Source organism: Streptomyces sp. MJM8645, assembly GCF_001625365.1.
GTDB lineage: Bacteria > Actinomycetota > Actinomycetes > Streptomycetales > Streptomycetaceae > Kitasatospora.
In genome coordinates this window covers 301,944-318,933 of record NZ_LJJF01000002.1, presented here as the reverse complement: position 1 = coordinate 318,933, position 16,990 = coordinate 301,944, and the positions used below count along the sequence as shown (strand labels likewise).

General features: G+C 70.9%; 16 protein-coding genes. 9 read left to right on the top strand and 7 right to left on the bottom strand.

Translation table 11 applies throughout. The annotated features are described in order from the left end of the window. Positions 1–7: 7 nt before the first annotated feature. Positions 8–1,669, top strand: coding sequence for a D-alanyl-D-alanine carboxypeptidase/D-alanyl-D-alanine-endopeptidase (gene dacB, locus A6F73_RS32300; RefSeq protein WP_079136448.1), 1,662 nt, complete (start codon positions 8–10; stop codon positions 1,667–1,669). Between the two features lie 189 nt (positions 1,670–1,858). Here dacB and A6F73_RS32295 read toward each other — a convergent pair whose 3' ends face one another. Beyond that, a complete protein-coding gene (locus tag A6F73_RS32295) occupies positions 1,859–3,127 on the bottom strand; it encodes a phosphatidylserine decarboxylase family protein (protein ID WP_079136447.1) in 1,269 nt (422 codons plus the stop codon). 475 nt (positions 3,128–3,602) lie between these two features. Here A6F73_RS32295 and A6F73_RS42660 point away from each other — a divergent pair, with 475 nt between their 5' ends. From A6F73_RS42660 to A6F73_RS44210, 3 genes are all read left to right on the top strand, one after another. Next, complete coding sequence (locus A6F73_RS42660) at positions 3,603–4,202, top strand: hypothetical protein (protein ID WP_244293779.1); 600 nt, start codon at positions 3,603–3,605, stop codon at positions 4,200–4,202. Positions 4,203–4,338: 136 nt separating this feature from the next. Beyond that, a complete protein-coding gene (locus tag A6F73_RS32285; RefSeq protein WP_063351924.1) occupies positions 4,339–7,239 on the top strand; it encodes a M48 family metalloprotease in 2,901 nt (966 codons plus the stop codon). 87 nt (positions 7,240–7,326) lie between these two features. Further along, entirely contained in the window at positions 7,327–7,455 is a 129-nt protein-coding gene (locus tag A6F73_RS44210) for a hypothetical protein (RefSeq protein ID WP_279634965.1), read from the top strand. A gap of 80 nt (positions 7,456–7,535) precedes the next feature. On the opposite strand, the gene A6F73_RS32280 is transcribed toward A6F73_RS44210, so the two are convergent. Together A6F73_RS32280 and A6F73_RS32275 are read right to left on the bottom strand one after the other, a co-directional pair. Next, the gene (locus A6F73_RS32280) at positions 7,536–8,498 is read right to left on the bottom strand and encodes a phosphotransferase (protein ID WP_063351923.1); all 963 of its coding nucleotides are present in this window, start codon (positions 8,496–8,498) and stop codon (positions 7,536–7,538) included. Positions 8,499–8,555: 57 nt separating this feature from the next. Then, entirely contained in the window at positions 8,556–9,608 is a 1,053-nt protein-coding gene (locus A6F73_RS32275; RefSeq protein WP_079136446.1) for a TetR/AcrR family transcriptional regulator C-terminal domain-containing protein, read from the bottom strand. Between the two features lie 166 nt (positions 9,609–9,774). Here A6F73_RS32275 and A6F73_RS32270 point away from each other — a divergent pair, with 166 nt between their 5' ends. Further along, entirely contained in the window at positions 9,775–10,884 is a 1,110-nt protein-coding gene (locus tag A6F73_RS32270; protein ID WP_063351922.1) for an FAD-dependent monooxygenase, read from the top strand. Between the two features lie 453 nt (positions 10,885–11,337). Here the strand turns inward: A6F73_RS32270 and A6F73_RS32265 are convergent, their stop codons facing one another. Next, on the bottom strand, positions 11,338–11,835 hold the full coding sequence (locus A6F73_RS32265) for a MarR family transcriptional regulator (RefSeq protein WP_063351921.1): 498 nt from the start codon (positions 11,833–11,835) through the stop codon (positions 11,338–11,340). 18 nt (positions 11,836–11,853) lie between these two features. Between A6F73_RS32265 and A6F73_RS32260 the strand changes: the two genes are divergently transcribed. Next, complete coding sequence (locus A6F73_RS32260; protein WP_063351920.1) at positions 11,854–12,756, top strand: alpha/beta hydrolase; 903 nt, start codon at positions 11,854–11,856, stop codon at positions 12,754–12,756. 139 nt (positions 12,757–12,895) lie between these two features. After that, positions 12,896–13,444, top strand: a complete 549-nt coding sequence (locus A6F73_RS32255; protein ID WP_063351919.1) for a histidine phosphatase family protein — start codon at positions 12,896–12,898, stop codon at positions 13,442–13,444. A 60-nt stretch (positions 13,445–13,504) separates the two neighbouring features. On the opposite strand, the gene A6F73_RS32250 is transcribed toward A6F73_RS32255, so the two are convergent. Together A6F73_RS32250 and A6F73_RS41830 are read right to left on the bottom strand one after the other, a co-directional pair. Then, on the bottom strand, positions 13,505–14,200 hold the full coding sequence (locus A6F73_RS32250; protein WP_063352698.1) for an alpha/beta hydrolase: 696 nt from the start codon (positions 14,198–14,200) through the stop codon (positions 13,505–13,507). A 360-nt stretch (positions 14,201–14,560) separates the two neighbouring features. Beyond that, positions 14,561–14,704: a hypothetical protein gene (locus tag A6F73_RS41830; RefSeq protein ID WP_159398645.1), complete on the bottom strand. Its 144-nt coding sequence runs from the start codon at positions 14,702–14,704 to the stop codon at positions 14,561–14,563. Positions 14,705–15,117: 413 nt separating this feature from the next. On the opposite strand from A6F73_RS41830, the gene A6F73_RS32245 reads away from it, so the two are divergent. Beyond that, entirely contained in the window at positions 15,118–15,537 is a 420-nt protein-coding gene (locus A6F73_RS32245) for a hypothetical protein (RefSeq protein ID WP_063352697.1), read from the top strand. 560 nt (positions 15,538–16,097) lie between these two features. On the opposite strand, the gene A6F73_RS32240 is transcribed toward A6F73_RS32245, so the two are convergent. Further along, positions 16,098–16,439: an SDR family oxidoreductase gene (locus tag A6F73_RS32240; RefSeq protein ID WP_208869227.1), complete on the bottom strand. Its 342-nt coding sequence runs from the start codon at positions 16,437–16,439 to the stop codon at positions 16,098–16,100. Here A6F73_RS32240 and A6F73_RS32235 point away from each other — a divergent pair. Further along, entirely contained in the window at positions 16,420–16,959 is a 540-nt protein-coding gene (locus A6F73_RS32235) for a MarR family transcriptional regulator (RefSeq protein ID WP_063351917.1), read from the top strand. The two genes, A6F73_RS32240 and A6F73_RS32235, sit on opposite strands and share 20 nt — an antisense overlap. Positions 16,960–16,990 lie beyond the last annotated feature (31 nt).

Sequence of the window (16,990 nt, the reverse complement as noted above, 5' to 3'; positions counted from 1 at the left end):
AGAACGAATGTCAAGCAACTCCCTCTCAAGCAACTCCCTCTCCGGAATCAAGACACCTCGGGTACGGCGGCGTACAGCCCTGGCGCTCGCCGCTTCGATGACGGCTGCCGTGGCGATGACGGCGTGCTCCCACAACTCCACGGACAACTCAGCCTCTCCGGCACCGGGTGTCACACGGGTAAGCGCCGACCTGCAGAAGCTCATGAGTGCCGCGCCGTGGTCGTCGGGCCAGTGGGGCCTGCAGGTCGCCGATCTGCAGACGGGGAAGGTCGTCCAATCCAAGGGCGCCGATTCCCAGTTCATGACCGGTTCGACGGCCAAGACCTTCGCGGTCAGTGCTGCGCTCGATGTCCTGGGTGACGACCATCGCTTCCGTACGCCCGTGGTGCATTCGGGTACGGTCTCCGCGGACGGGCGGCTCTCCGGCGATCTCATCCTGGTCGGGAGCGGCGATCTGGCACTCGGCGGGCGGACCACCGCGTCAGGCGGACTGGACGTCCCCGACTTCGACCACTACGACGCCAACGCCGTACCCGGCATGGCGACCATCACCGAAGAGGATCCGCTGGCGGGTGTCAACGAGCTGGCTCGACAGGTCGCGGCCAGTGGAGTCCGCCATGTCGACGGCGACGTGGTGATCGACAACCGACTCTGGGATCCGGTGTCGATCGGCGGGGTGCCGGTCACTCCGACCATCGTCAACGACAACCTGATCGACGTGCTCATCACGCCGGGCGCGCCCGGCGAGCCGGCCAAGGTCGACTGGCGCCCGAAGACGGCCGCCTTCGGCGTCGACGCGCAGGTGACGACCACACCCGCCGGAAGCAAGCCGACGGTGACGACCGAAAGCGTGAGTCCTGGTCATATCCGGGTCCGAGGTTCCGTGCCCGCGGACGTGAAGGCTCCCTTCGTGACGACCTACCAGGTTCCCGACCCGGCGGCGTTCGCCCGTACCGTCCTCATCGAGGCACTCGCCAGAAACGGTGTCAACGTATCCGCCCCCTCGCTGGGAGCGAACCCCGACAGCAAGCTTCCTCCGTCGGCGGAAGTGAGCTCGCTGCCCGTATCGGCGACCTACACTTCTCCGCCCTTCAAGGAGTACGCAAAGCTGATCAACAAGGTCAGCCACAATCTCGGGGCGAACCTTCTGCCGCCGCTGATGGCAGCACACAACGGGCAACGAACCTATGCGGACGGCATGAAGATCGAGAAGGAGTTCCTCGCTCACTCAGGTGTGGATCCGAATTCGGTGAGCCTCGTCGATGCCCAGGGCCTCCCCGGCGACAAGGCGACGCCGACTGCCCAGGTGGCGCTGCTGCGGCACCTGGCACGACAGGACGACTTCGACGTCTTCTACGACTCCATGCCGAGCATGGGCGTCGACGGTTCGCTTGCCGACGTCATCGAGCGCACCGATCCCGCCGCAGGACACATCCGTGCGAAGACTGGCACCCTGGTCAGTTCCTACCAGGGCAAGCTGGCTCTCGGCACGAAGGCGCTCGCAGGCTATATCGATGCGAAGGACGGCCGCCGCTACGCCTTCGCGATCTACGTGAACAACATTCCGGTGCCCAGTGACTCCGTGAGCGATGCCATCGACCTCGCGCTCAAGGCCAACAAGCAACTGGGAGCGATGGCCGCCACCATCTACAAGTCGCCCAAGGCGTGATGGGCAGCCCGAGCAGGTGATCGATTCAGCAGCCGGAGACCAACGCCGTTGCGTTTGCCGGCGGCGGCGTGCAGCGGGACCCCTGGTTCTTGATCATCTTGCTCGACACAAGTGATCTACCAGAGGTCCCGCTCCTCGTCGTCAGGGACTTGACCAGCCGCCGAACAGCCAAACGCAACGGCGTTGAGCTCAACGGGTGTGGGCGATCTGCGAGTTGACCGCGCACCACTGGCCCTTCTCCATGTCTCCGGTCGTGTTGTCCGGCACGTCGAAGGCGGCTACGGCACCCGGCTGGAAGACCAGGACCATGCTGGAGCCGCCGTAGCTGAAATATCCCAGCTCGTCGCCCTTGTCGACGTGCTGCCCCGGCGTGACCCCGATGGTGAGCGAGGAGATCTCGGTGATGCCGATGGGCATCACGCAGACGATGCCGACGGGGTCGGGGCTCTTGACGAAGATCAGGGCGCGGGCGTTGACCGAGGCCTCGTAGATCTGCGACTGAACGCCGGCATCCTCGTCGTGGCCCGCCGATTCGAGTTCGGTGAACGTCAGCCCCTCGACCACCCGTGCGCTGATGACCGTACCGCTGACCGGGGTGTGCCAGCGGTGGTAGTCGCCGCCGGAGAGGAACGACTGGTAGACGTCGCCTCCGACGAAGCCGTCCGTCAGATCGCTGCCGTCCAGCATGTCGTAGAGGGAGTAGCGCTGGCCCTTGACCCAGAACTCGTCGGTGCGCTGCACGTTCCCCTGGATCTTGACCACCCTGCCGTCGTTGGGGGCGACGATGACCTTGGGATCCGTGCTGCCCGCGACCGGGCGTTTGCCGGGCCTGACCTCCCGGTGGAAGAAGTCGTTGAACGAGGCCAGCCCACCGTAGGGCTGGGTGAAATCGACTTCGAAGTCGTCGAGCTTGAGCTCCTTCCTCGCATCCGCTGACAGCCACTGGTCGGTGGTCAGCACCTCGCGGCTGGCAGGGCTGTCCAGGTACGTGCACCACTCCCGCAGGATCCCCACGAGCGCCCTGTTGAGGTCCCTGTTGCGGAAGACGGCCTCTCCGGCCGGCGTGTACATCATGTCGACGAACAGGGCGGACATCGGAAAGTGGATCTTGTCGGTGTAGCGCGGGGCCCAGGTGACGATGGCGTCGAGGTGGTCGAGCAGGTCGGGAATGTCGCGCACCTTGCCCTTCCAGCTCTCCGCAGCCTGCTCGATCATCAGGCTCACGTACATCCGCACCACGGGATCCCGGTCGATCAGCCTCGCCAGCTCGGCCACCGAGTTGTGCCGGACGATGGCGCCCTGTGCCTGCTGCCGCTCGACGTACCCGCCGAGTTCGTCCAGCCAGGCGTGGACGACGGCCCGGTCCGGCGGAAGGTACCCGGCGGCCCGGCCGAACGAGTTCTGGTAGCGGGCCTCAATGGCCTGCTCGGTGCATTGGTTACCGTTACTGTGCGTCACTGGGTTCCCTTCGCCCTGGCTGGTGAACTGAACGCATAGGGAGGGCCTGACTCCGCGTCCACATTCGGCAGCACGACCTCGATCTGCGGCGCGCGGTGCTGTGCGGCCCGAACGAGGTTCTTTCGGAGCGACCTCGAACCCGCCCACTCCCCGATAGCATTATCTGCACACGATCTATCTGATGTCCACTTGAGCCGTTACGCAGAGTCACTCTCATGCGCGCCGCTGGTGTCGGCGGCCAGGCGCGCGGTCTGCCCGTAGTGGACGAGCCAGGCCACCTGCTTGCTTCCCCGCCGGCCGACCTTCTGGCACCGGCGTCCGCCAGGCTGCGCCGCCGCGCACGGCCGGTCGGGCGCAGCGGCTCCGCATTGTACGGGGAGTGCCGCCGGGTATTGCCCCGTCGGATTCCTTGGGTCAAGGTGAGACCGGTGCGGCAACCGGCCTGGGCGTGCCGCGAGTTGGCCACGGAGGTGCCATGGGTTCCGAAGCAGCTCACTCCGAAAGCCGCAAGGCCGCGCCGGGCGGGGCACGAGTGCGCGATGTGGTCCGTGACGTGGTGGCCGAGGTCGCCGCAGAGGAACTGCCGCTCGTGGCGTGGCTGACTCGGTTCGACGACGCGTCGGCCGTGCGCCGGCTCGCGGGCCGCAGCCGGAGCGAACCACTGGGCTTCGGCCTCGGCGAAGTCGCCGCGCTGGTGACCCCCGTGGTGTGGCTGGCGCTGGACCAGGTGGGGCAGAGGATCGCGGACGCTGCGGTGGACGGCGCCGCCAAGGGGCTGAGAGCCGGTCTGCGCAAGGTCTTCCGCAAGGGGGCCGCGCCGGTGACGATCCCTCCGCTGACGCGTGGGCAGCTCGTCGAGGTGCGGCAGTCGGTGCTGGACTCGGCCGCGCAGCGGGGCCTGGCGGAACAGCGCGCGTCGGCGATCGCCGACGCGGTGGTGGCCCGGCTGGCCCTGGCCGACCCGGGCGACACCGGACACGAGTCGGCCGAAGCCGCACCGCACCGCACCGCACTGGACCCGGCCGAACCCGACCCGGCCGAACCCGACCCGGCGGCCGACGGCGAGGCGCGATGACCGACGCGCCCGCCGACGCCGCCCCGAGGCAGGCCCACGGCAGGCCCCGGCTCCGCCCGACGAGCGGGTCCTCGCCGCCGGCACCACCCTGCGCTTCGTTCTGCTCCTGCTCCTGTTGGCGGCGGCCGGCGCCAGCATGGTCCCGAGGACCGTCTGGCAGCTCCTCGCCTCCTCCCAGCAGGCCGACAAGGAGATGGCCTGCTGGCTGGCCGCGGGCCTCGACCCCGGCGCACCCATGAATGCCGGCTACGTCCTGTCCACCCGGAACCAGTCCGCGCTCAAGGTGTGCGCGGCGCGCTACGTCCAGAACTTCGACGGGGTGTCCGTCGCCGTGGGCGCGCTGCTGGTCGTCGTGGTTCTCACGGTGTACTGGTTGCTGCCGGTGTGGAAGGCACGCCGTTCCCGGGTCGTCGCCCTGGCGGAGCTGGACACGACCGGACGGCTGCGGCAGCAGCTCGACGAGCTGATGGACACGGCCGGGCTCGCCCGCACGCCCCGGTTCGTCGTCGACCCGGTCGTGCCGGAGGTCGGCGCCGTCGTGTTCGGCCGCTGGCGCAACCCCACGGTCTGCCTGTACGGCGGGCTGTTCGCCACAAGCGGCACGGACCGGGACCGGTTCCGTGCCGTGGTCCTGCACGAGCTCGCGCACCTGCGGAACAAGGACATCGGCATCACCTACGCCACCGTCGCCCTGTGGCGCGTCTTCCTTGTGCTGGTCCTGCTCCCGTGGGCCGCAGTGGGCGTGAAGAACCTCTTCTTCACCGGAACCGCGGACGTCCGGGGGCAGTTCGCCCCGTTCAACACGCACGAACTGGTGCTCGGCCTCCTGATCGCGGTGTCCGTCCACCTCACGCGGGCCGGGATCCTGCGCAACCGCGAGATCTACGCCGACCTCATGGCGGCCCGCTGGGGCGCGAGCCGGGAGTCCTGGAACGTCCACGTCCGGCCGGGCTCCGGCCGCGCACTGCCGCGGGCCCTCGCCGCGTTCGTCGAACTCTGGCGCACCCACCCGTCCTGGGAACTGCGCCGGACCTCCCTGACCGACCCGAAGGCATTGTTCGCGCTGGACGCCCTGCCCCTGTTCCTCACCGGGCTCGCCTCCGACATCCTCGTCTGGCAGCTCGGAAGCCTGCCCTACGAGGCTTTCCCCGCGAAAGCGGTCCTCATCGCGACACTCGTCGTCGGCATCGGCGGCGTCGCCCTGTGGCGTGCCGTGGTGTACGCCGTCCTCACCGGCCGGCCGACTCCACCGGGATGGCCCGTTGGCCTGTGGCTCGGCACCGGCGTCGTCGCGGCCGAACTGCTCGGCCCAAGGGCGGCCTGGAACCACTGGTGGCCCAACCACCCCGAAGCCCTGCTGATCCTTGTCGCCGCGCTGGTGCTGGCGATGACCTGGACCGCTCAGAACGCCGAGTGGTGGATTGCCTCCTGGCGCGGGCGCTCGCTGCGCCCCGTCATGGTCGTGGGCCTGGCCGCCGCCTCGCTGGCCCTCGCCTGCGTGCTGTACTGGTGGTACGCGCAGGGCGAGGTCCTGACCGACGGGTGGCCGTTCACCACGGCCGGGCTCCTGGGCTCGTACGGTCTGTCCGGGCTGCCGCCGGCGCACATCGGCCCGCTGCTGGAGGTCGTCGCGGTGGTGGGCGTCCTGCCCGGCGCCGACAGCGAGGCCCACAGCCTGTGGTGGGCCGAGGCGCTGCTCTGGATGCTGCCGTTGCTCGCGCTGGCGCTGCGCCGGCCGGGGCGCCGCGCGAAGTGGCTCGCCGAAGCGCTGCCGGGGGCGGCTGACGCACAGCCGAACATGGACGCACAGCCGAACACGGACGTACCGCCCGGCCCGGACGCACCGCCGCCCTCGCCCTCGCCCCTGTCCTTGGCCGTGTCACCGAACGCCGCCGCGCTGCCCGGCCCGGGCAGGCTCCTGGTCGCCGGCCTGGCGGGCGGGCTGCTCTGCTGGGCCGCCCTGGCCGCGGCGAAGGCCCACATGCACACACCGCGCCCGGCGGCCGTGCGGATGACCGGCCCGTTCCAGATCACCTACCTGATGTGGCCGATCCTGGTGATCTGCGCCGCGATGGCACTGACCGCCGTGGTCGTCGCCGCCGTGACGAGGGCGGCCTGGCTGCTCGCCGGGCTCGTCACAGCCGGCGTCGCCGGCCTGATCGGGATGGTGGGCGCCTTCGTTCTGGCGAGTGCGGACGGCTGCCTCGGCCCGTTCAACGTCATGACCAACACCTGTGGGTGGAGGCCGGGGGCGGTGTGGAGGCTGGTGGAGATCGCGGCGGCCTACACGCTGACCCTGGGGATATTGGTGGCGGCCCTGGCCGCCTTCGTGGGCCGGGGGGCGGGCCTGCTGTGGCGGCGCGTCCGGGCCGGGCTGCGCTCCGCCGCGGTACCGCCTGACGTCGCGCCGCCCGTCGCGGTGGGGCCGCCCCGCCGGAGGCGGCGGCGGTATGGCGCCCGGGTGGCGGCCGTCGCGGCTGTCGCGGCCGTGGTGGCCGGGGCCGCCGGCGCAGCGGTGACCGTCGCCCAGCTGCCCGGCTCGGGCAGCGGGAACGCCCAACGCGCGGAGTCGATGCTGGACCAGACGAGGAGCGCTCCCTCGGCGGCGATCGCGCTGGCCCAGAACCAGGCCTGGGCGGCGGTCGGAGGCCTGGACCACATCAACGAGTTCAACGCGGCGCAGCGTGACTTCGCCGCCGCAATGGGCGGCGCCGCGAACGCCACCTCCGACGCTCAGGTCGAAGCGGAGCTGCGCACAGTGGGCGGCACCTGCGAACAGCTCGCCGGGGCGACCCGGCGGGCCGACGAGTATTTCACGGTGCCCGACCCGACGGGACAGCGGCTGTGGTCCCGACTGCTGGTCGGTTACCAGCAGTTGACCACTGCGTGCCGGAACCTCGTGGACCGGCCGGACATCGTCGCGAACGGCTATGCCGCCGGGGCGGCGCAGCGCGCCGCCGTCGACTCGGGGAGCCGGATGGTCTCCTGGCTCGCCGGATCGGGCGCGGTGGTCCGGCGAACCCCACCACCCCGATGACCCGCGACCACCGCGGCCCAATCATGACCGTGCCCGTCGCCCCTGCCGCGCTTGGTGCCGGCCGTCGGCGGGGCTCCGGGAGGCGTCGTGGGAAACCTGGATCGGCTGCCGATCCAACTGGATGACGTGGAGGCGGCACGGGTCGTCTACGTGGAGGCGTATGGGGCGGCGCCACGGGACGGCACCGCGGAGTCCTGCGAGCGTGCGGAGCGGTGAGCCCTTCGATCTGCTCGACGAGCGTCACCGCGGTGCAGACGCCGTTCGGCGCCCGGCCCCCGCTCCGGACCGGCCCTGGCTCAGTCCCAGGCGTCCATCAGGGAGGTGACGTAGGCGTCCAGCCGCTGCTCCACGGCTCGCGTCGTCAGCTCCGTTCTCCCGGCCTCACGCCAGGGCTGCGCCACCGACTGCACCTCCTCCGAGCACGCCAGTCCGTCCCGTACCCGCCAGTACAGCCGCTCGCTCGCGGTCGCGGCCAGCACCCCGCCGGCCTCCTCGTACGCCTCGGCGAACCGCTGACCCCACGCCGGGCCGTGCAGCAGCGCGAGATTGGTGGAGCAGTGCGCCACGTCGAGATCCGCCGGGCCCCAGGAGGCCGCCGCCCAGTCGACGACGCCGGTGATCCGCACACCTGCCGGCCCTGGGGGCGGCACGTCGAACAGCACGTTGCCGGGTTGGAAGTCCCGGTGCAGGAACCGCCCTTCACCGGGCGGCGCGGGCCTGCGGATCACGTCGATCGCCGCGGCCCATGCCGCCGCGTCGGCGTCCTTCGGCACGACGACGGTGTCGGCGGTCGTCAACGCCACATAATCCCGGGGCCGTTCGGCGGGCCGCAGCGCGTGGATCGCCACGAGCTGACGGGCCAGCAGCGGGACGCGCGTCTCCACCCCCTCATCGTCGAGGACCGTCCGGCCCGCCAGATGGGTCATGAGGAGCGACGGATACTCGCACTGCGCGGCGCTCGGATCAACCGCGACCAGCGTGGGAGCCGGCACGCCGGTCCCCGCCAGCAGGGTCAGGGCGCCGGCCTCCCTGCCCAGCCAGTCCTCGGCGCGCTCCACGGAGAACGGGTCGACGAAACTCCGCAGCACCAGGTCGCGGGTGCCTCCGTCCCGCGTGCCGATGGTCAGCCTCCGCATCTCGGCAGTGATGCCGCCGTGCAGCGCCTCGATTCCGACGATCCGTTCGCCGGCCTCCAGGTGCCGGCGCACCCAAGCCAGCGTCAACGGTCGGGTGGCTGACGCTTCGTCATGGTTGGTCACCGTGCCACCTCATCATCCGGGCAGCAGCGCGCGCAAAGGACTTCAGCGGCATGACGGTCAACGGTCAGCCGCAGGCAGCCGCGATTCCGCCGGACGGTGAGGTCCCCCGATCGCGGCGGTACCGCCCGTGACAGCCTCCTGGCCTTCGACAATGGACGTCAGGCCGTCGAGGAGCGTCTTGAGACCGAATTCGAAGAGGGCGTCGAGGCGCAGGTCGTAGCCGTCCTCGAAGGCTCCGACCACCTTGGTGAAGGCCGGGAAGCGGCCGGATTCCACCAGTTCCTGGAGGGCGGGGGCGCGGCTGTCCATCCACTGGTCTTCCGACTGGCCCGTGGCGGCTTCGGCGTGCGCTTCCATCTCCAGGTGCACCGCCAGGCCCTGGACATGGCTGTAGAGCAGGACGTGGATGTCGAACAGCGTCGTGGGGTCGAGTCCGTGGCCGTCGAGGGCGCTCAGCACCCACTCGCCGTGGACCATCAGATTGGGCACGAGCAGCGGGCGCGTGAGGGAGCCGAGCTGGGCCAGCCACGGGTGCCGCCGGTACAGGCTCCACAGGGTCCGGGCGCCCAGCTCGATGCGGGTACGCCAATCCTCGGAGGCGTCGGGGGCGTCGGGGGCTTCTGCGGGGTAGGACTTCTCGCCGAACGCGGCGTCGGCCATGCGCAGGACGAGGTCTTCCTTGCTCGGGACGTACCGGTAGGTCGACATCGCCGCGACGCCGAGGCGGGCCGCGACGCCGCGCATGGAGAGCGCCGGGAGCCCTTCGGCGTCGGCGATCTCGATGGCGGTACGGACGATCCGGTCGAGGCTCAGCTCCTGCTCCTGCTCGGGGTCCGGGACGGGTGGCGGGCGCCTGCGGGCCGGTGCGGCGGGGGCGGTTCCGGCGACGACCGTGCCGATCCGGGGCCGGGCCTCGACAAGTCCCTCCAGGCGCAGGGTGGTCAGGGCTTTGGTGGCGGTGGCGAGCGCGACGCCCCATTCCGCGGCGATCTGCCGGGTTGAGGGCACCCGGTCCCCGGGGGCGAGTTCACCGTGCGCGATGCGTCGCCGGATCGCGGCGACGATGCGCAGATAGGGCGGATCGCCGGCTGTCCCTGTGGTCTTCGTCACGACCTGCCGCCTTCCTTCTGTGTACTAGGACAGAGGGTAGCAGCGGCAACGCCGAACGGAAGGGGCCTGCTCTAGTACACGTCGCGCAGAGGGCTGGTTGAAGGCTCTGCGCGTACGGCGTACGTTCAGGGCGCGTACACCGTACATAGCACTGGAGGAGCCCCTCATGCAGACCGTACTCATCTCCGGCGGCGGAATCGCCGGGCCCGTCCTCGCCTACTGGCTGCGCCGCCACGGCTTCGCGCCCACTGTCGTCGAACGCGCTCCGGGCCGGCGCCCCGGCGGACAGGCCGTGGACATCCGCGGTGTCGCGCTGGAAGTCGTGGAGCGGATGGGCCTGCTGGAGCAGGCGAGCCGCGTACGGACCCGGATGCGCGGCATGTCGATCCTCGGCCCCGACGGCCGCGAGGTCGACCGCTCCACCGAGGCGACCTTCAGCAGCGGACGGCTCGACAGCGAAGACATCGAGGTGCTGCGCGAGGACCTGGTGAGGATGGTGTACGAGCACACGCGCGCAGGCGTCGAGTACCTCTTCGGCGACAGCATCGCCGCGCTCGACGAGGACGACACCGGCGTGCGCGTCGACTTCGCGCACGGACCGTCCCGCACCTTCGACCTCGTGGTCGGGGCTGACGGCCTGCACTCCACCGTACGGCGCCTGGCCTTCGGTCCGGAGAAGCGTTTCGCCCACCACCTGGGCAGCTACCTCTCGGTGTTCAGCGCGGACAACTTCCTCGCCCTGGACAACTGGCAGGTGTGGCTGCGGGACGGCGACGCGGGCTTCGGCATCATGCCCGTACGCGACAACACCGAACTCAGGATCGCCTTCGGCTTCGAGTCCGCCCCCCTCGCCCACGACCTCCGCGGCGGCGGCGCCCTCCGGCAGCTCGTCGTGGACAAGCTCGCGTCGATGCGTTGGGAAGGGACCCGCTTGGCCGAGGCCGCCCGGAAGGCCCCCGACTTCTACTGCGACGCCATGGCTCAGATCCGCATGGACCCGTGGTCGCGGGGCCGGGTGACCCTGCTCGGAGACGCCGGCTACTGCCCTTCCCCCCTCTCGGGGCAGGGCACCAGCCTGGCCCTCGTGGGCGCCCACGTGCTGGCCGACTGCCTTGCCCGGGCCGGCGGCGACCACCGCGCCGCATATGCCCGCTACGAGCGGCGGATGCGCCCCTTCGTCACCCTCAACCAGGCCCTGGCCACCGAGAGCCCCGGCGGGCCCGCCTCGCAGGAATCCGTCGCGCACGCCAAGAACGCACTCTCACTGGACGGCTGAGCCCTACCCGGCGCAGGCGTCGGCCCCCTCTACCAGGAGGGGGCCTCTACTGCTCCTGCGACTTACACTCTCGTTCTTGACGCCTGTTCATGCTTCGTTGGTTGCCGTCCGTGCTCACTGGCCGGACGGAGCGAGCGTCGCGTACGACGCGGCGTGATGTTGTTCCGAGAGAGACCCCCTCTGGGGCCTCCGTCCGTGCGCAGTCGGATCGGACGGTTCGTTTCACCCGGGTTTGCTCGGGGTGGGGCCGCTCCTCCGGATGGGGCGGTGATGCTCCCGAGCTCCCTGCTTTCCGTGGGGCTCTCGCCCTACGCGGCTTCCAGGGGACACCCCCCAGCGTGCGCCTTGTCGGCCGCGGAGGCAACCCCAGCGGGGCCTTCGCCGAAGGTGACGGCGGAAGGGCGTGGTGTCGCCGGGCCGCGCGTAGGCGAGCAGGTGGCCGGGCTTGCGCCTTCAGCCGGTGGGGGTGCCGATCTGGTCGCGTTCGAGCGCGGAGCGCAGCCGGCGGAGGGCCTGGGCGGCGGCGGCCGTCGTGGACTGGTCGAGGGTGCCTTCGACCAGTTCGCTCAGGCCCGCGGTGAAGGTCGCCTCGGAGGCGTCGAGGAGCTGGGAGCCGTCGTCGGTCAGGGTCAGCAGTGAGGACCGGCGGTCCGCCGGGTTGGCCTGGCGGACGATCCAGCCCTGCTTCTCCAGGCGGTCGACGCCCTTGCTGGTCGCGCCGGCTCCGATGGCGAACTCCGCGGCGAGGTCGGCTACCCGGGCCCCCGGGTGCTCGCGCAGGAACCGCAGGAACTCGAACTGCGAGGTCACGATGCCGTGCCGCTCGCGCAGGCGGTCGTTCAGCGCGTTGTACAGGCGCGTCTCGCAGCGGACGAGATCCGCGAAGAATCCCTGGAGGTCGGCGGCGCCATCCGATGTATATTCCACGGCATATAGTGTAGAGGAAGCCATTTCATAGGAGGAACGCAGATGAGCAAGGAACAGCTCGCCAAGATCGACGCGATGCTCCGCCGGCCCCGACCGGAGGGCCAACGCTCCGTCGAGCAGCTGCGCGCCGGGTTCAGGGCGCTCATGGACACGATGATCGTGCCGGACGACGTCCGCACCAGTCAGACCGCGCTCGGCGGCCGGCCTGCCCTGCACGTCACACCGGACAACGGCGCGCGCCCGGGCACGATCCTGTACTTCCACGGTGGCGGCTTCGTCTTCGGCTCTCCCGAGACCGCGCTGTCGCTGACCGCGCAGCTCGTCTCGAAGACCGGGCTCGACGCGTACTCGGTGGACTACCGGCTGGCCCCCGAGCACCCGTTCCCGGCCGGTCTGGAAGACAACCTGAGCGCCTACCGCGCCCTCCTCGACAGCGGCCTGGAGCCGTCCGCCATCGCGTTCGCCGGGGACTCCGCCGGCGGCGGTTTCGCGGTCACCACCGCCCTCGCCGCCCGCGACGCGGGCCTGCCGCTGCCCGCCGCGATCGTGGTCTTCTCCCCGGGCCTGGACGCCACCCGGAGCGGGGAGAGCATGACGACCAAGGAGGGCATCGACCCGATCTTCACCCGCGAGGCCGTGACGCACACCGGGGCCATGTACCTCGCCGGCCAGGACCCCGAGCAGCCCCTCCTCAGCCCGGCCCTCTTCGCCGACCTGACCGGCTTCCCCCCACTCCTCATCCAGGTGGGCGCCAACGAGATCCTCCTCGACGACTCCACCCGCCTCGCCGCCCGCGCACGCAACGCCGGAGTCGACGTCATCCTCGACATCACCGCCGACGCCCCCCACGTCTTCCAGGCCTTCGCCGGCGGCACCCTCGACGAAGCCGACCAGGCACTCGACCGCGCCGCCCTCTTCCTCACCCAGCGGATCCCGACCCCCTGACGTCCCGACCGCACCGGTGTGACGGGGCACCACCCGGAGACCGCGGCTGTGCGGACCTACGGCCGGATAGTGTTCGGATGCAAAGGATCAAGCGATTCCGCCGAGCCGCGCCACGGCCCGCGGACATGGGGAGGTCAACGTGATCGTGGGTACCGGCCGCAGGCTCGTCCTGATCCGTCATGCGCAGGCCGAACGGGAGACGGCGGTCGACAAGGAACGGCGCCTCGACGAGCGGGGGCAGGAGGAGGCGTCCCGGGCCGGACGATGGCTCGCGGGTTCCGGCATCACGCCCGATCTCGCGCGGGTGTCCGGCGCCCGCCGGACCAGGGAGACCTGGGAACGCGTGGGCGCCGCGTTGCCGCGCCTCCCCGAGACGGTCCACGAGCAGGGGCTCTACGACCTCAGTGTGGAGATCCATCGGGGGGAGGCGGGGATCGGCGAGCTGGTCGCGATGGTGCGGGGGAGTTCGGACGACGTGGGCGACCTGGTCGTCGTCGGACACAATCCGAGCCTGCCCGAGCTGGTCCGGCTCCTCGTCGGAACGGCCGACGACGACCTCTCGCGGCGGGTGGAGGAGTCCGGGTTCCCGACGGCCTCCGTGGCCGTCCTCGAGTTCGACGGTTCCTGGCAGGGGATCGGGCCCGGAGCCGCGAGGATCACCGCGTTCTGGACGCCGTCGCAGGGTTGAGACGGTGCGCCTCGGGGCGTCGGTGCGTTCGGCGTCCCAGGAGGTGTTCAGTCGCCGCCGTCACAGGCTCAGCAGCAGGTCCCGGATCGCTGCCGGCTGGGACAGGAACGGGTGGTGGCCGGCGTCGAGCTCGACGACGCTGCCGGCCCGGCGGGCGAACTCGCGCTGCAGTCGCGGCGGGGTGCCCCGGTCCTGAGCACAGACGAGGTAGGTCGAGGGCACCTGCTGCCATGCGGCAGCCCGGACCGGCTGCCCGGTCACCCGCACGCTCTGCCGGGCGAGGTGGACCGCCGCCTGCGCCTGGACCTCGGGGTCGCAGTCCTGGAGGAACGTGTCCACGAGCAGCTCGGAGCGGACCCTGAACGTGCCGGCGTCGGGGTCGACGTCGAGGAACGGGGCGGGGCGGCCGTCCCCGAACTCCGACAGGCTCTGTCCGACCTCGGGCAGGTAGCTGGAGACCAGCAGCAGGTGGCGCACCGACCCGACTCCCGCGGCGGCTTCTGCGGTGACGACACCGCCGTAACTGTGGGCGACCACGACGGTCGGCTCGTCGCCGGCCTGCAGCACCCGCCGCACCGCGGCGACGTCCTCGCGCAGCCCCGGACCGCCGACGCCGCCGGGCGGGCCCGCCTCGCCGCAGCTCGGCAGCGCCGGGGCGACGCTTGGAACCCCTCGCTCCTGAAGCAGGTCGGCGGCGCGGTGCCACCACCACGAACCGTCCCGCACGCACGCCCCGTGCACGAACACGACCCTCATCGCCACCTCCGCGTCGACCTCGATCATGTCGTCGGTGGTCGCCGCGACTCGTGGCCCCGTACGGGCTGCGCGAGATCCCGCACGCCTGGATCCCGTCAGGCCCGCCCCGGAGTGCTGATCCTGGCCCCCTGGGCCACCCACTACAGCAACCTCGACGCCCTGCTGCGCCTCACCGTCCACGACGACACGGCCGCCTCCGGGCTGTTCCTGGAACCAGTGTGGAGGGCGAGCCTACGGCCTGCGGAAGCCGCAACGGAAAGGGCCCTTCCGGTGGCGACCGACGGGGCCCTTCTCGTAGCTGGGCAACAACGCTCCGTTCCAGCACGGGCGAAGATCAGCCCGGATCGAAGCGTGGGCGTATCACTCGGTTTCGGTGGCTACCGGAACCTCGTCCTCCCGAATGATGATGTGATCCTCGCCCTCGATCTTGATTTCAGTGCCTGCGTACTTGCCAGACGGAGTCTTGCCCTCGGCGGACGCCGTCGCCTTGCTGTCCTCGGCCATGTCTCCTCCTTCCGGCCGACGCGGTGTCGACCCGTGCTGATCCTGTCATGACCAACCGTCACCGGGCTATCACCCTCGACAGATCGAAGGAGCCGTTTCGGCGCCAACTGGGCGATGCCATCAGTTACCTGACGTGGCATGAGAACGTTGAGAAGTCCAAGGTGTGATCGGCCCGACAGGCGCCAGAGGGCGGCCGGCCGACCGGCAAGACGGCGCCCCTGAAGATCCGCCGTGTTCGCTGAGAATGGGCGAAACGGTGGCCGAGCCGGGACGGGCGCCCGAGGCCCTGAGGGTGTTCAACCTGACACGACTCGCCGAAGTCCGGCTGGTACCAACGAAGTTGACCGGCGTCTCGGTAGAGCCGGGTCGAAATGCGCATGCGCTTCCGCAGGGCGTCTGCCATCCTCGGGCGCATGCCAGCCCGTAACCGCCGCCTGCCGCGCGGCCTGTCGTGGCCGCTCACCCCGACGGACATCCGCACCGTCCTCGGCGCGCAGGAGGCGGATGCCGTCGACCTGGATTTCGGCGACCGGCTCTGGGGGGACGGGACCGCGTTGCACGCCGAGTGGGTGCCACCCATCTCCGCCAACTACGGTGGCGGCATCCATCCCAGCTGGTGGTGCACCGTGCGGGTTCGTATTGCTCCGCTCCCGGCCACCGAACGGGCGGCGGCTCGACACGTCCTGCGGGAGATCGCCGTTCCCGAACTCGCGGCCTGGATCAGTGCCACTCGGCACGCGCCGGAAGCCTGGACCCTGTCCCGGCACAGTCGTTCCTGGCGGCCTGAAGGCAGCACCACCGCTTACCGCGACGACCTGCGGCCGTACCTGTGAACCCTCGATCGACGGCCACGAACCGCCGTGCGGTCAAACCTCGGTGAGATCGGTCGAGGCAGGTTGAGGTGGGTCGCCGCCGCGTGGCCCAGGTCCGTCCTCGGACTTGGCCTGTCTCACCGGAGTTCGGCCGCCTGTCGGTGCGGGCCGGCATCGCGTGCGCGGGGAACTGTCGAAGCCGTCGATCGCCAACCTGGACCTCGCAGACGTCGCCGATGCCGCGCAGGCGCCCAGGCCGACCCCGCAGAGGTCTTCCGGTCCTTCTGAAGCGGTGGGAGTGTTACGGCCCTGCGGGGTCGGCGAGTTGGTGAGCAAGCGCTCCTGCGAAACGGCGGGACCTGGCCCCGGTGAACGGTCGGCGGCCGGACGGCACCGCGACCTCCGCACCGAAGCCGACCTGCTGCCCGGCCACCGGATCCCACAGTCGAAAGGCTCCGTCGGTACCGCAACTGACCATGCGGGTCCGCCCTTTCGCCGCGGCCCGTCGGCGTCGGTGAAGGCCTGCCCGTCACCGACGCCGAGGCTCCTGCCGGTGGCACCGGTCCGGCCGAGCGCGTTGTTCAGCGCCCGGCCAGCGCGCCGCCGTTGACGTGCAGGGTCTGGCCGGTGATGTGCCCTGCGGCCGGTGAGGCGAGGAACAGCACGGTGCCCGCGATGCCCGCCGGGGTGCCGGCCCGGCCGTTGGCCGTCTGGGCGAGCAGGGCGGCACGGCGCTGGGGGGTCATCCCGCCCTGGAAGAAGTCGGTGGACTCGATGTAGCCCGGGGCGATGACGTTGGCCGTGATCCGGTCCTTGCCGAGGTCCTGGGTGATCGTGAGGTTCCAGGCCTCGACGGCGGCCTTGGCGGAGCCGTAGGAGCCGGATCCGCCGCGGTGGGCCGCGATGGAGCTGACGCTGACCACACCGGACCAGCCCCGCACCGACCGCGCCGATGAGATCTCCCAAGCCTGGCGGTGCGAGCAGCCCGGGCTCCCGGTCGACTGGATCGGCATCCTCACCCGGATCCACGACGCCGCGAAACTGCTGGCCGACGAGCGGCGCCGCGTCCTGACCCAGGTCGGCATGGACGCCGCCACCCTCGACCTGCTCAGCACCCTCCGCCGTTCCGGTCGGCCCTACCGGCTGTCCACCCGCGAGCTCGCCAGCCGCTGCCTGATCACACCCGGGGCCGTGACCCAACGGGTGGACCGAGCCCAGCACGAGGGGCTCGTCCGCAGACTGGCTGCGGACCCCGGGACCCGCGCCGTGCCCGTGGAGCTGACCCCCGAGGGGCACCACGCAGTGGAGAACGCCGTCGACGGCCTCCTGAACTACGAGCGGGGCCTCATCGAAGCCCTGGCGCCCCAGGAGCAGCGGGAACTGGCCCGCCTCCTGGCAGTGCTGCTGCAGGACCTCAGCGACCGCGCCCACCGCCGCGCCTGAACCACGCGCCCACGGGAACGCTCGAACCGGC

What these genes read in the sequence shown, in the direction of transcription:
- A6F73_RS32245 (WP_063352697.1), top strand. Translation starts at nt 15,118, where the DNA reads ATGCCAGCCCGTAACCGCCGCCTGCCGCGCGGCCTGTCGTGGCCGCTC.
- A6F73_RS32285 (WP_063351924.1), top strand. Translation starts at nt 4,339, where the DNA reads ATGGTCCCGAGGACCGTCTGGCAGCTCCTCGCCTCCTCCCAGCAGGCC.
- A6F73_RS32270 (WP_063351922.1), top strand. Translation starts at nt 9,775, where the DNA reads ATGCAGACCGTACTCATCTCCGGCGGCGGAATCGCCGGGCCCGTCCTC.
- A6F73_RS32260 (WP_063351920.1), top strand. Translation starts at nt 11,854, where the DNA reads ATGAGCAAGGAACAGCTCGCCAAGATCGACGCGATGCTCCGCCGGCCC.
- dacB (WP_079136448.1), top strand. Translation starts at nt 8, where the DNA reads ATGTCAAGCAACTCCCTCTCAAGCAACTCCCTCTCCGGAATCAAGACA.
- A6F73_RS32235 (WP_063351917.1), top strand. Translation starts at nt 16,420, where the DNA reads ATGGAGCTGACGCTGACCACACCGGACCAGCCCCGCACCGACCGCGCC.
- A6F73_RS32265 (WP_063351921.1), bottom strand. Translation starts at nt 11,835, where the DNA reads ATGGCTTCCTCTACACTATATGCCGTGGAATATACATCGGATGGCGCC.
- A6F73_RS41830 (WP_159398645.1), bottom strand. Translation starts at nt 14,704, where the DNA reads ATGGCCGAGGACAGCAAGGCGACGGCGTCCGCCGAGGGCAAGACTCCG.
- A6F73_RS42660 (WP_244293779.1), top strand. Translation starts at nt 3,603, where the DNA reads ATGGGTTCCGAAGCAGCTCACTCCGAAAGCCGCAAGGCCGCGCCGGGC.
- A6F73_RS32250 (WP_063352698.1), bottom strand. Translation starts at nt 14,200, where the DNA reads ATGAGGGTCGTGTTCGTGCACGGGGCGTGCGTGCGGGACGGTTCGTGG.